Source organism: Janthinobacterium sp. SUN100 (assembly GCF_030397705.1).
Taxonomy (GTDB): domain Bacteria; phylum Pseudomonadota; class Gammaproteobacteria; order Burkholderiales; family Burkholderiaceae_D; genus Janthinobacterium; species Janthinobacterium kumbetense.
The window spans coordinates 558615-572046 of sequence record NZ_JAPUBU010000004.1 but is presented as its reverse complement, the minus strand read 5'-3'; the positions used below and the strand labels follow the sequence as shown (position 1 = coordinate 572046).

Genomic DNA, 13432 nt, shown 5'->3' with positions numbered 1-13432 from the left:
ATATAGATAAAGTTATGACAAAAAAGAATTGGATCGCCTGCGCCATCGTGGCGCTGATGTTTGGCGGCATGGGTGCTTACGTCGGTTTGAACAAGGAAAAAGCGAAAGAAGCGGGGAAAGAAGCGGGACCGCAGACGACCGCCATCGCGCCAGGCGCGACGGGTCCCGTCAACGAACTGTATGCGCTGTCCCTGCCGGACGCGGCGGGCGTCACGCAGGCGTTATCGCAATGGAAAGGAAAAAACCTGCTGGTGAATTTCTGGGCGCCGTGGTGCCCGCCTTGCGTGGAAGAAATGCCAGAGTTATCCGAAGTGCAAGGCCATTATTCGGCGAAAAACCTGCAGGTGATCGGCATCGGTATCGATTCGGCCAGCAATATTGCCACTTTTGCCAGCAAGGTCAAGATCGCCTATCCCGTGTATGTGTCCGGCATGAGCGGCACCGACCTGTCGCGTCATTTTGGCAATGCCACGGGCGGTTTGCCCTTTACGGTGCTGATCGGCGCCGATGGCGAAGTCAAAAAGACCTATCTGGGCCGCTTGAAATTTGATCAGTTGCGCGCCGATCTGGATAAATTGTAAATTCGGAGCGTGCTTTTTTCTCTTGCCAATGCGTATCTTTGGCGGCAAAATGCGGAACTTTCGCTAAAACGGTCTTCCATACATGGCAAAAAACCTCCTTCTGCTCAACGGTCCCAACCTGAATTTGCTGGGAACGCGCGAGCCTGAGGTCTACGGCGCCAGCACCTTGGCCGATATCGAGCAGGCAGCAATGGCGCAAGCCATGGCGGCCGGTGCCGACCTGGTTTGCTTTCAAAGCAACCATGAAGGCGCGCTGATCGACCGCATCCATGCCGCGCGAGCGGAAGGGATCGATGCCATCGTCATCAATCCGGGCGGCCTGACCCATACCAGCGTTGCCTTGCGCGATGCGCTGGCCGGGGTCGCCATCCCGTTCGTGGAAGTCCATATCTCGAATATTTATCAACGCGAAACGTTTCGACATCACTCATTTCTCAGCGCGATCGCGCAGGGGACGATCTGCGGCCTGGGTATCGATGGATATCGGTTTGCCATCGACTTTGCGCTTAAAAAACGTTAATCTACGCGATCTGCACGCATTTAGCGCGGCGATAGGTTCTTGGACATCACCGCATCACTCATAAAACAAACTACATTCCTAGGGGTTTTACATGGATCTACGAAAACTCAAGACCTTGATCGACCTGGTCGCCGAATCGGATATCGCAGAGCTGGAAGTTACCGAAGGCGAAAGCAAGGTTCGCATCGTCAAATCGTCGGTCATGCCGCAAAACCAGATGGTCATGATGCAGCCGCAAGGCATGCCAGCCCAATACCAGCCAGCCGCGCCAGCCGCCGCTCCCGCTGCGGCAGCCGCCGTCGCGGTCGCCGCCGAGCCAACGGGCTATGTGGTCAAGTCGCCGATGGTCGGTACCTTCTACCGCTCTTCCGCTCCTGGCAGCGCCGCCTATGTTGAAGTGGGCTCGACCGTCAAGGAAGGTGATACCCTGTGCATCATCGAAGCGATGAAGCTCCTGAATGAAATCGACTCCGATAAAGCCGGTGTCGTGACCCAGATCCTGGTCGAAAACGGCCAACCGGTCGAATTCGGTCAACCCTTGTTTGTGATCGGCTAAAACCCAGTCCACACGGCCGGCAACGGCCGTTTGCAGTTTTAGCCCCTCACACTTGTTGTTTCGCCGGCTCGCCGGCTCTCACAGACATACGCGAACCTACCATGTTTGAAAAAATCCTGATTGCCAACCGTGGTGAAATTGCCCTCCGTATTCAGCGCGCCTGCCGCGAAATGGGCATTAAAACGGTTGTAGTCCACTCCGAAGCCGACAAGGACGCGAAATACGTCAAGCTGGCCGACGAATCCGTTTGTATCGGCCCGGCCCAGTCGTCCCTGAGCTATCTGAACATGCCCGCCATCATCAGCGCCGCTGAAGTGACGGATGCGCAAGCGATTCACCCAGGCTATGGCTTCCTGTCGGAAAATGCCGACTTTGCCGAACGCGTCGAGAAATCGGGCTTCGTCTTCATCGGCCCCCGCTCGGAATCGATCCGTTTGATGGGCGACAAAGTGTCGGCCAAGCAAACCATGATCAAGGCTGGCGTACCGTGCGTCCCCGGCTCGGAAGGCGCGTTGCCGGACGATCCGAAAGCGATCGTGCAAATTGCCCGCAAGATCGGCTACCCGGTCATCATCAAGGCCGCCGGCGGCGGTGGCGGACGCGGCATGCGCGTGGTGCACACGGAAGCGGCCCTGATCAACGCCGTGGCGATGACCAAGACGGAAGCCGGCACGGCCTTCGGCAATCCTGAAGTGTATATGGAGAAGTACCTGGAAAATCCGCGCCACGTGGAAATCCAGATCCTCGCCGACGAACACAAGAACGCCGTCTGGCTGGGCGAGCGCGACTGCTCCATGCAGCGCCGCCACCAGAAAGTGATCGAAGAGGCACCAGCGCCGGGCATCCCGCGCAAGCTGATCGAGAAAATTGGCGACCGTTGCGCCGAAGCTTGCCGCAAGATCGGCTACCGCGGTGCCGGCACGTTTGAATTCCTGTACGAAAACGGCGAGTTCTATTTCATTGAAATGAATACCCGTGTGCAAGTGGAACATCCGGTCACCGAGATGATCACCGGCATCGACATCGTGCAAGAGCAGATCCGCATCGCCGCCGGCGAAAAACTGCGTTTCCGCCAGCGCGACGTCTTGCTGTCAGGCCACGCCATCGAGTGCCGTATCAACGCGGAAGATCCCTTCAAGTTCACGCCATCGCCAGGCAAGATCGTCTCGTGGCATGCACCGGGCGGCCCCGGCATCCGCGTCGACTCGCACGCCTACGCCGGCTACTACGTGCCGCCGCACTACGACTCGATGATCGGCAAAGTGATCGCTTACGGCGCCACGCGCGAGCAAGCGATCCGCCGCATGCAGATCGCCCTGTCCGAAATGGTGGTCGAAGGCATCAACACGAATATCGCCCTGCACCGCGAACTGATGATCGACGCGCGCTTCATCGAAGGCGGCACCAACATTCACTATCTGGAACAGAAACTGGCCGATATGCCGGACCTGGGCAAGAACCTGAATAGCGGCAGCCCCAGCATCGCCAAGAAATCCGAAATCAAGGCGGGCGCATGAGCTGGACGGAAATCGTCATCGAAATCGCCCGTGACAACGCCGAGGCCATGTCCGACGCGTTGATGGAAGCGGGCGCCCTGTCGGTGTCGGTGGAAGACGCCGATGAAGGCACGGATGCCGAGCAGCCCTTGTTTGGCGAGCCCGGCATGGAACCGAAGGAAGCGGCGTGGGAACGCAGCCGCGTGGTGGCGCTGACGGACGTCGACGCCGACCAGGCCGCCATCGTGGCCACCGCCGCCCAGGCGGTCGGCATGACGGACGTACCTGCCTTTACCATGCGTCCCGTGGAAGAGCAGGACTGGGTACGCCTGACGCAGTCGCAATTCGCACCGATTCACATCGGCAAGAATATCTGGGTCGTGCCCAGCTGGCACGAGGCACCGGATCCTGACGGCCTGATCCTGGAACTGGACCCGGGCCTGGCTTTCGGCACGGGCAGCCACCCGACCACGCGCCTGTGCATGGAATGGCTGGAAGCAAACCCTGCTCCCGGCAAGACCGTGCTCGACTACGGTTGCGGTTCCGGCATCCTGGCCATGGTGGCCAAGAAGCTCGGCGCGCAAACGGTGGCCGGCGTCGATATCGACCCGCAGGCGATCGAATCGGCGCGCGACAATGCCGAACGCAACCAGTGCGAGATCGAATATTTCTTGCCAGACACGTTTGCCACCTCGGCACACGCCACGGCCAAGTTCGACATCGTTGTCGCCAACATCCTGTCGAGCCCATTGAAACTGATGGCGCCGATGCTGTCGGGCCGCGTTGCCGACGGCGGCGCCCTGATCCTGTCCGGCGTACTGGCACGTCAGGCGGAAGAAGTGGCCGCTGCCTACGCACCGTTCATCCAGCTGGGTGTATGGGCCGAGCAAGACGGCTGGGTGGCCCTGCATGGCCGCCTGGGCAGCACGCAAGCACCTGCGCCCCGCGCGGAAGGTGCATAAGCACAGCAATGGCCCTCGCCACCAAATGCCCCCATTGCAACACGATATTTCGGGTCGCTGCTGACCAGTTGAAGTTACGTGGGGGCATCGTGCGCTGCGGCACGTGCAGGGAAGTCTTTGACGGCAATGCCGCGCTGGTCGATCCAGCTGCGGCATCGCCGTTTTTAACATCCGGCCCCGGCACTGCCGCCCCCCTGTCGGCCAGTTACCCGGTCGACAACAGCCTGCCGTCCGCCACGGACGACGAACCCATTTATTCCCTCGACTTCGATACCTCGTTCGACCCGTTCGGCATCTTGCCGGAAACGGCGCAGCTCAAGGACGATGCAGACGATGGCGAGCACATCGAGCTGGACCTCGACGTGGCCCTGCCCGACGAGGCGCTGAACCACGTGCCGGCCGCCGCACAACTCGATATACCTGAAGCAACACCAGTAGAAACACCGGCAGAACTGCCCGAACCACCGTTGCCCCAGCCAATGGCGCCGTTCAAGCGCCGCCAGGTCGATGATGCCCCCGCCTTCGCCACGTATTTGCGCGATAGCCGCCGCGAACCGAACCTGGAAGCGGCGGCAGCCCCAGTGGCCCCGACATTGCCTGCCGCCGAAAAAGTCAGCCTGGACAAGCCCCTGCCGGCTGCGCCTGCCGCAGCCAGCCCCGCGCGCCGGGAACCCACGCTGGCCGACCCGCTGCCCGCCGCCCCGATTGCGCCGGATGCCGCCGAAGAGCAGGAAGAACCCGTCCAGCCGCCGGCCGACGACGAGCCGGCCTTTGTGACCTTGGGCCGGCGCCGCGAACAGAGCGGCAAGGCCTTGCGCGTGGCCATGGCCCTCGGCTCGGTGGTACTGCTGCTATTATTATTCCTGCAAGTAATGACCACCTTCCGCAATCCGCTGGCGGCGCAATTTCCGCAGTGGAAACCGACCCTGGTAGCGCTGTGCAAGCTCAGTGGCTGCCAGGTCGACTTGCCGGCGCAGATCGAGGCGCTGGCCATCGAGCAAGGCGAGTTGCAAACCTTGAAGGACCAAACCTTTTCCTACGTCTCGCTGCTGCGCAACCAGGGCCGCAGCGTGCAAGCCTGGCCCAGCATCGAACTGATACTCAACGATGCCAACGACAAACCGGTCTTGCGCCGCGTGATCGCGCCGCGCGACTACCTGCCGGCCACGATCGACGTGAGCACGGGGTTTGCGCCGCGCTCGGAACAAACCATCAAACTGTACTTTGCATTAGACCAGCTCACGGCGTCTGGCTACCATATCGCCATCTTTTATCCTTAACAGACACTATCATGACCAAAACATCGCTGATCTGCGGCTCGCTTGCCACCGACACCATCATGCAATTCCCCGGCCGCTTCGGCGAATCCCTGCTGGCCGACCAGTTGCACAAAGTAAACGTGTCCTTCCTCGTGCCCACCATGCGCACGGAGTTCGGCGGCTGCTCGGGCAACATCGCCTACAGCCTGAAAATGCTGGGCGGCGACCCGCGCATCGTCGGCGTCATGGGGCAAGATAGCGCCGCCTATCTGGAGCGTCTGCAAAAGCTGGGCATTTCCACCGCCAACATCATGATCAAGGCCGACAGCTACAACGCGCAGTGCTTCGTCACGGCCGACGCGGACAATAACCAGATCAACGCCTTCCACCCGGGCGCCATGTCGTTTGCGCATGAAAACCCGATCGCCAATGCGGGGCCGGCCAAGGTCGCCATCATTTCGCCGGATGGCGACCAGGGCATGCTCAAGCACGCCGCCGATCTGGCCGAGCTGGGCATTCCCTTCATGTTCGACCCGGGCCAACAGTTGCCACGCTTCAACGGCGAACAGTTGATCGACTTCATCAACAAAGCCACGTATGTGTCGGCCAACGACTATGAAATGGAGATGTTGATGGAACGCACGGGCCTGACCCTGCCGGACATCGCCAGCCGCCTGGAAGCGCTGATCGTCACGCGCGGCGAAAAAGGGTCGGAAATCTATACAGATGGCAAGCGCATCGACATTCCTGTCGTGGCCGCCAAGGAAGTGCTGGATCCGACCGGTTGCGGTGACGCCTACCGTGCTGGCTTGCTGTTCGGCATCACCAACGACCTGGGCTGGGAAACCAGCGGCCGCCTGGCCAGCCTGCTGGGCGCCATCAAGATCGCCACCCAGGGCGCGCAAAACCACGTGTTTACGCCGGAAAGCATCGCCGACCAGTTCGAAGCGGCGTTCGGTTACCGCTATTAATATGTAGTCCGGTCGGCTTGTGCGCTAGCGCCAGGCCGACCTCCTCGTTTTACCTCACTACAATAATCATCCCCACCAGCACTTGCGCAATCTGCAGCAAGATCAACGCCACCAGCAAAGACAGGTCCAGGCTGCCGACCAGCGGCACGACCTTGCGGATCGGACGCAGCAGCGGCTCGTTCAGGGCCCGTACGAACGGCGCCAGCGGCGCATGCGGGTTGACCCAGCTGAAGATGGCTTCAATGATCAGCAAGGCCATGAAACCGTAGAGTATCCATTGCAGGAAGCGTTGCAGCGACTTGAGCAGTACCACCTCGACGGGATAGCCGGAAATAAACAGCACCGAGCTGGCCAGCAGCACGATCAGGAAGGCGCCGATCAGGCTGGCCCAGTCATACCCGCCCACGCCCGGCACCACGCGGCGCAGGGGGCGCACCAGCCAGTCGGACAATTGAAACGTGAATTGCGCCACCGACGAGGGCGGCCGCACGCGCACCGCCTGCATCCAGAAGCGCAGCAGCAACACGCCGCCCAGCAAGGTGGCGATGGTATCAACGATCAATGTAAGGATAACGATCAGCACGACTAATTCTCCAAAAAAAAACCGCTGTGTGATTGAGTCACACAGCGGCGTGTTGCCTCATCCAGGCACCCGTATCGCAGGAATTACGATGGGCGGGTGCTGGTTGGGAATGGCCAGGCTGCAGCCGGTGCCAACACGGTTTTTGCTACAGGTGCGATAGGCGCCGCTGGCTTGGCGACAGGAGCTGCCTTCTTCGGTGCGGCCTTTTTAGGCGCGGCCTTCTTGGCTGCTGGCTTGGCTGCCACGGCGGCTGGTGCCGCTGGAGCTGCTGCCGGCGCTGCGGCTGGTGCGGCTGCCACGACTGGCGCTGCAGCTGGCTTGGCGGCAGGTTTCGCTGCGGCTTTCGCTGCCGGCTTGGCGGCAGCTTTTGCTGCTGGCTTCGCTGCTACCTTGGCCGCTGGCTTGGCTGCCGGTTTTGCTGCGACCTTGGCGGCAGGTTTCGCTGCTGCTTTGGCTGCCGGCTTGGCTGCGACTTTCGCTGCTGGCTTAGCTGCCGGTTTCGCTGCTACCTTGGCTGCTGGCTTCGCTGCCACCTTGGCCGCAGGTTTGGCTGCCGCTTTCGCTGCTGGCTTCGCCGCTACCTTGGCCGCTGGCTTGGCTGCAGCTTTTGCTGCTGGCTTGGCTGCTGCTTTGGCCGCTGGCTTGGCTGCGGCTTTGGCGGCCGGCTTTGCTGCTGCCTTGGCGACGACTTTTTTCGCTGCTGGCTTGGCTGCCGCCTTGGCGGCCGGTTTCGCTGCTGCCTTGGCTGCAGGTTTCGCCGCGGCTTTTTTCACTGCTGGCTTGGCTGCTGCTTTTGCTGCTGGCTTGGCTGCTGCTTTTGCTGCTGGCTTCGCTGCTGCTTTTGCCGCTGGCTTGGCTGCTGCTTTTGCTGCAGGTTTCGCTGCGGCTTTGGCGGCCGGCTTGGCTGCTGCCTTGGCGACGACTTTTTTCGCTGCTGGCTTGGCTGCTGCCTTGGCTACAGGTTTCGCTGCAGCTTTTTTCACCGCTGGCTTGGCTGCTGCCTTGGCCGCTGGTTTTGCTGCGGCTTTTGCTGCTGGCTTGGCGGCCGGTTTGGCTGCGGCTTTTTTCGCGACAGGCTTGGCTGCTGCCTTGGCTGCAGGTTTCGCTGCGGCTTTCGCTGCCGGCTTGGCTGCCGGTTTTGCTGCTGCCTTGGCCGCTGGTTTCGCTGCGGCTTTCGCTACTGGCTTGGCAGCCACTTTTGCTGCAGGCTTGGCTGCGGCTTTGGCGACTGGTTTGGCGGCTGGTTTCGCTGCGGCTTTGGCAGCTGGTTTAGCGGCAACCGTCTTGGCTGCGGCTGCCGGCTTCTTCGCGGCAGGAGCAGCCTTGGCGGCTGGTTTCTTTACTTCTGATTTCTTAGCGGCTGTTGCCATTTGTCTCTCCTTCATCTGAGATGAGAAATTTAAGCTACAAGATTTAAACCCGTCCGACCCACCACAGGGATAGGCCAGGCGAATTATTCATCGGCACAAACGGTCGTTTGCGCTAATGAATTCGGCACCAGCTGAACTGCTGCAACTCCTCACGTTTGCAGCACTTCAGCCATCGTCGGTGCCACCCTGCTTTATCTCGCAGCTGGTGGCAAAGTCTGAATTCGGTCATTCGTTTTCGATGCCGTGCGTTTTTTCGCTCCTCGCATCGCGCTCGCCACAACACCCATCCGTCAAATAAAAAACCGCCATGCCTGAAAAAATTCGGGCACGGCGGCAGACGAAAACGGTGTGGTTTTGTGCATATCCGTGTAAATCTGTATCCCTGTTTTGCGAGGTTTTTTCGCTACCGCGCTGGTTAAAAAACCCCGCATTCTAACGCTCGCATTTGCAATCTCATAAAGTACACGAAAACCTTGTCAATGCGCAACCGGCACGACACGTTTTCGCCCGCTTTTTTGCACGTTACGCGTGCTATCGCACAATCGCGCGGCAAATGCTGCCGCCAGCGTCTCCGGAAATGATTTTTGGCGCCCGCGATGCGGCCATTCGCGGCAGCCAAAAATCCTGCTGCAAACCTCGTCGCATGACGCGATGAGGCACGCATTTTTCCGCCGCCATGCAGGCGAAAAAAAAGCGCCGTCTCGATGACGGCGCTTTTGGGCGTTGACTGAAAAAAGGGTTACTCCCAGTTCAGCGCACCACCGGTTTGATACTCGGTCACGCGCGTTTCGAAGAAGTTGCGTTCCTTCTTCATGTCGATCATCTCGCTCATCCACGGGAACGGGTTTTCTTCCTGGGCGAACAGCGGCTCGATGCCGATCTGCTGCGCGCGGCGGTTGGCGATGAAGCGCAGGTAGCCCTTGAACATCGGCGCGTTCAGACCCAGCACGCCGCGCGGCATGGTGTCTTCCGCGTACGCGTATTCCAGTTCCACGGCTTTCATGAACAGGTCCTTGATCTCTTCGCGGAAGGCGGCCGTCCACAACTGCGGGTTTTCCATCTTGATCGTGTTGATCAAGTCGATGCCGAAATTGCAGTGCATCGATTCGTCGCGCAGGATGTACTGGTACTGCTCGGCCGCGCCCATCATCTTGTTCTGGCGGCCCAGCGCCAGGATCTGCGTGAAGCCGACGTAGAAGAACAGGCCTTCCATCAGGCAGGCAAAGACGATCAGGGATTTGAGCAGCTTCTGGTCGTTTTCCACCGTACCGGTGACGAACGCCGGGTCGGTCAGGGTGTTGATGAACGGAATCAGGAATTCATCCTTGTCGCGGATCGACTTGACTTCGTTGTAGGCGTTGAAGATCTCGCCTTCGTCCAGGCCCAGGGATTCGACGATGTACTGGTAGGCGTGCGTGTGGATCGCTTCCTCGAACGCCTGGCGCAGCAGGTACTGGCGGCATTCCGGCGCCGTGATGTGGCGGTAGGTACCCAGCACGATGTTGTTGGCGGCCAGCGAGTCGGCCGTCACGAAGAAGCCCAGGTTGCGCTTGACCAGGCGGCGCTCATCGTCCGTCAGGCCGTTCGGGTTTTTCCACAGCTCGATATCGCGCTGCATGTTCACTTCCTGCGGCATCCAGTGGTTGGCGCAGCCGGCCAGGTATTTGTCCCACGCCCACTTGTACTTGAACGGCACCAGCTGGTTGACGTCCGTCTTGCCGTTGATGATGCGCTTGTCGTCGGCATTCACGCGGCGCGCGACTTGCTCGGCGTTCGCTTCGGACGGCTCGGCACCGGCCGGCAGGTTCAATTCGGTATTACCCAGTGGCGCTTGCTGCGCCGGACGCGGCGCAGCTGCCGACGTGGTTTCATCATCCCATGACAACGACATATTCTTCTTCCTTTCCATGCCGGCGAGCCGGCGATCCGCAACAGGCCCGTTGTATCGGACAATGCGGACATTGACAACATTGAATCAGCCCGACCGTGCCGGGCTGACAACTAAAATTTTACTGGCAGGCTTCGCATTCCTCGAAACCATCGTCACCCGGACGCAGGTAGCAGGCTTCGCCATCGGCGTCGTCCGCTGCCGCTGCCACTACCGGCGCCACGGCCACTGCTGCTGCCGCCACGACCGCCGCCTGGGCACTCTGCGCGCTGGCCGACATGCCGCCATCGACTGCCACGGCGTTCAGGGCGCCCGTCTTGGAGGTCGATTTCTCCATGTGGGTAGCGGCGATGGTACGCAGGTAGTAGGTGGTTTTCAGACCACGCAGCCATGCCAGCTTGTAGGTCTCGTCCAATTTCTTGCCCGATGCGCCAGCCATGTAGATGTTCAGCGACTGGGCCTGATCGATCCACTTCTGGCGACGCGAAGCCGCTTCCACCAGCCAGCTTGGCGACACTTCAAAGGCCGTGGCGTAGATATCGCGCAGGTCTTGCGGGATGCGGTCGATCTTCACCAGCGAGCCGTCGAAGTACTTCAGGTCGGAGATCATGACTTCATCCCACAGGTCGCGCGCCTTCAGGTCGCGCACCAGGTAGCCGTTGATCTCGGTGAATTCGCCCGACAGGTTCGATTTCACGTACAGGTTCTGGAACGTCGGCTCGATACAGGCCGAGACGCCGATGATGTTCGAAATCGTCGCCGTCGGGGCGATCGCCACGCAGTTCGAGTTGCGCATGCCGAACTTGGCAATGCGTTCGCGCACCGGTGTCCAGTCCATGGCCGACGAGGAATCGACTTCCAGGTAGCCGCCGCGCTCTTCAGCCAGCAGCTTGACCGAGTCCTGTGGCAGGATGCCGCGGTCCCACAGCGAGCCGGCATACGATTCATAGCGGCCGCGCTCTTCGGCCAGTTCCGTCGACGCCAAGTAGGCGTAGTAGCAGACGGCTTCCATCGAGGTGTCGGCAAACGACACGGCGGCGTCCGAGGCGAACGGGATGCGCATCATGTGCAGGCAGTCCTGGAAGCCCATCACGCCCATGCCGACCGGACGGTGGCGCATGTTCGAATTGCGCGCCTTGTCGACGGCGTAGTAATTGATGTCGATGACGTTGTCGAGCATGCGCATGGCGGTGCGCACGGTCTTGGCCAGCTTGACGTGATCGAGCTTGCCTTCCTTCATGTGCGCCGGCATGTTCACGGAACCGAGGTTGCAGACGGCGATTTCATCGCTGCTGGTGTTCAGGGTGATTTCCGTGCACAGGTTCGAGCTGTGGACGACGCCAACGTGCGACTGCGGGCTGCGGATGTTGCAAGGGTCCTTGAACGTGATCCATGGGTGGCCCGTTTCAAACAGCATCGACAGCATCTTGCGCCACAGGTCCAGCGCGGCGATCTTCTTGAAGACGCGGATTTCGCCGGCGGCGGCCTTGGCTTCATAGCCCAGGTAAGCCTGTTCAAAAGCCTTGCCGACCTTGTCGTGCAGGTCTGGCGTGTCCGACGGCGAGAACAGGGTCCATTCGCCTTTTTCCATGACGCGCTTCATGAACATGTCGGGAATCCAGTTCGCCGTGTTCATGTCGTGCGTGCGGCGGCGGTCGTCGCCCGTGTTCTTGCGCAGGTCGAGGAACTCCTCGATATCCATGTGCCAGGTTTCCAGGTAGGCGCAGACGGCGCCCTTGCGCTTGCCGCCCTGGTTGACTGCCACGGCCGTGTCATTCACCACTTTCAGGAACGGCACGACGCCTTGCGACTTGCCATTGGTGCCCTTGATGTGGGCACCCAGGGCGCGCACTGGCGTCCAGTCGTTACCCAGGCCGCCTGCGAACTTGGCCAGCAGCGCGTTGTCCTTGATGGCGTCGTAGATGCCTTCCAGGTCATCCGAGACGGTGCTCAGGTAGCACGACGACAGCTGCGAACGCAAGGTGCCCGAGTTGAACAGGGTCGGGGTCGAGCTCATGAAGTCGAACGAGGACAGCAGGCTGTAGAACTCGATGGCGCGCGCTTCGCGGTCCGCCTCGTTCAGCGCCAGGCCCATGGCCACGCGCATGTAGAACGCCTGCGGCATTTCGATGCGCACGTCCTGGATGTGCAGGAAGTAGCGGTCGTACAGGGTTTGCAGGCCGATGTAGCCGAATTGCAAGTCGCGGTCGGCCACGATGGCTTTGGCCAGGCGTTCCAGGTCGAAGCTGGCGAGTACCGGGTTCAGCAGCTCGGCGGCGATGCCCTTGGCGATGTATTGCGGGAAATACGTCAGGTATTCGGCGGCAGCGGCCGCTTGCGGCACTTCCTTGCCGAACACTTCCTTGCGCACCGTGTGCAGCAGGATGCGGGCCGTGACCTGGCTGTAGGCAGGGTCTTTCTCCATCAGCGCGCGCGCTGCCAGGATGGCCGACTTGTGCAGTTCTTCCACCGGCACGCCGTCGTACAGGTTTTTCACGGTTTCAGCCAGGATGGCGTCGGCATCGACGTGCTTTTCCAGGCCGGCGCAGGCGGCGTTGATCAGGTCGCGCACTTCCTGCATGTCCAGCAGGCGGCGCACGCCGTTGTCGGTCACGTTCAATTGCGGTGCGGAAACTTGCGCGGAGGCGCCTTGCGCTTCCTTCTGCAGGCGGCGCTCTTCCATGTGCTTGGCGCGGTACAACACGTAGGCACGCGCCACGTCGTGCTCGCCCGAACGCATCAGCGACAGTTCCACCTGGTCTTGCACGTCTTCGATATGGAAGGTGCCGCCGCCCGGGTGGCGGCGCACCAGCGCAGCGACCACGCCGTCGGTCAATTGTTCCACCAGTTCGCGGATGCGGGCCGAGGCTGCGCCCTGGCCGCCGTTAACGGCCAAAAACGCCTTGGTCATGGCGATGGCGATCTTCGAAGGCTCAAATGCCACCACCGCGCCGTTGCGGCGGATGATGCGATAGTCGCCCAATGCCGCGCCCGTGCTCGCCACGCTGTTGGCCGCGCCTGGCGCTGGCGATACTGGCGTTGGATGGATGGAAATATCTTGTGGTGATTGCATTGAAGCTCCCGTTGTCAGCTAAAGTCAGCCTGCAGTTTTGCTGCCGCGTGTGTTGTTGAATAGAACGCCCGATGGTCAGGGTTTCTTCAGGTATTTGTTGCTAAATAGTAAATTCATAGTGCATAAAACAGGTCAGTATCCATCTCGCCACACCGCACTGCCCGGCTGGCGCA

General features: G+C 60.7%; 12 protein-coding genes. 9 read left to right on the top strand and 3 right to left on the bottom strand.

The genetic code is table 11. The features are described from left to right. Positions 1–14 precede the first annotated feature (14 nt). The 7 genes from O0881_RS22640 to O0881_RS22610 all read left to right on the top strand — a co-directional run bounded on the left by O0881_RS22640 (position 15) and on the right by O0881_RS22610 (position 6345). Positions 15–581: a TlpA disulfide reductase family protein gene (locus O0881_RS22640; protein ID WP_289913184.1), complete on the top strand. Its 567-nt coding sequence runs from the start codon at positions 15–17 to the stop codon at positions 579–581. Between the two features lie 82 nt (positions 582–663). Continuing rightward, positions 664–1101, top strand: coding sequence for a type II 3-dehydroquinate dehydratase (gene aroQ / locus O0881_RS22635; RefSeq protein ID WP_034746628.1), 438 nt, complete (start codon positions 664–666; stop codon positions 1099–1101). A gap of 91 nt (positions 1102–1192) precedes the next feature. Further along, complete coding sequence (gene accB, locus O0881_RS22630; protein WP_289913182.1) at positions 1193–1657, top strand: acetyl-CoA carboxylase biotin carboxyl carrier protein; 465 nt, start codon at positions 1193–1195, stop codon at positions 1655–1657. 101 nt (positions 1658–1758) lie between these two features. Further along, positions 1759–3174 (top strand): acetyl-CoA carboxylase biotin carboxylase subunit, encoded by a 1416-nt coding sequence (gene accC / locus O0881_RS22625; protein ID WP_099666524.1) that lies wholly within the window; start codon positions 1759–1761, stop codon positions 3172–3174. Next, complete coding sequence (gene prmA, locus O0881_RS22620; RefSeq protein WP_289913180.1) at positions 3171–4115, top strand: 50S ribosomal protein L11 methyltransferase; 945 nt, start codon at positions 3171–3173, stop codon at positions 4113–4115. Before accC ends, prmA begins: the two co-directional genes overlap by 4 nt. A gap of 8 nt (positions 4116–4123) precedes the next feature. Next, a complete protein-coding gene (locus O0881_RS22615; protein WP_289913179.1) occupies positions 4124–5395 on the top strand; it encodes a DUF3426 domain-containing protein in 1272 nt (423 codons plus the stop codon). An 11-nt stretch (positions 5396–5406) separates the two neighbouring features. After that, complete coding sequence (locus tag O0881_RS22610) at positions 5407–6345, top strand: carbohydrate kinase family protein (protein ID WP_289913177.1); 939 nt, start codon at positions 5407–5409, stop codon at positions 6343–6345. A 49-nt stretch (positions 6346–6394) separates the two neighbouring features. On the opposite strand, the gene O0881_RS22605 is transcribed toward O0881_RS22610, so the two are convergent. Next, a complete protein-coding gene (locus O0881_RS22605; RefSeq protein WP_034780256.1) occupies positions 6395–6928 on the bottom strand; it encodes a YggT family protein in 534 nt (177 codons plus the stop codon). A gap of 253 nt (positions 6929–7181) precedes the next feature. On the opposite strand from O0881_RS22605, the gene O0881_RS22600 reads away from it, so the two are divergent. Beyond that, the gene (locus tag O0881_RS22600) at positions 7182–7418 is read left to right on the top strand and encodes a hypothetical protein (protein ID WP_289913174.1); all 237 of its coding nucleotides are present in this window, start codon (positions 7182–7184) and stop codon (positions 7416–7418) included. Then, the gene (locus tag O0881_RS22595) at positions 7391–8317 is read left to right on the top strand and encodes a hypothetical protein (RefSeq protein ID WP_289913173.1); all 927 of its coding nucleotides are present in this window, start codon (positions 7391–7393) and stop codon (positions 8315–8317) included. The genes O0881_RS22600 and O0881_RS22595 overlap by 28 nt, the downstream gene beginning before the upstream one ends. A 720-nt stretch (positions 8318–9037) precedes the next feature. On the opposite strand, the gene O0881_RS22590 is transcribed toward O0881_RS22595, so the two are convergent. Both O0881_RS22590 and O0881_RS22585 read right to left on the bottom strand, forming a co-directional pair. After that, positions 9038–10189 (bottom strand): ribonucleotide-diphosphate reductase subunit beta, encoded by a 1152-nt coding sequence (locus O0881_RS22590; protein WP_071322017.1) that lies wholly within the window; start codon positions 10187–10189, stop codon positions 9038–9040. A gap of 118 nt (positions 10190–10307) precedes the next feature. Then, positions 10308–13259: a ribonucleoside-diphosphate reductase subunit alpha gene (locus tag O0881_RS22585; protein WP_289913171.1), complete on the bottom strand. Its 2952-nt coding sequence runs from the start codon at positions 13257–13259 to the stop codon at positions 10308–10310. Between the last annotated feature and the right edge of the window lie 173 nt (positions 13260–13432).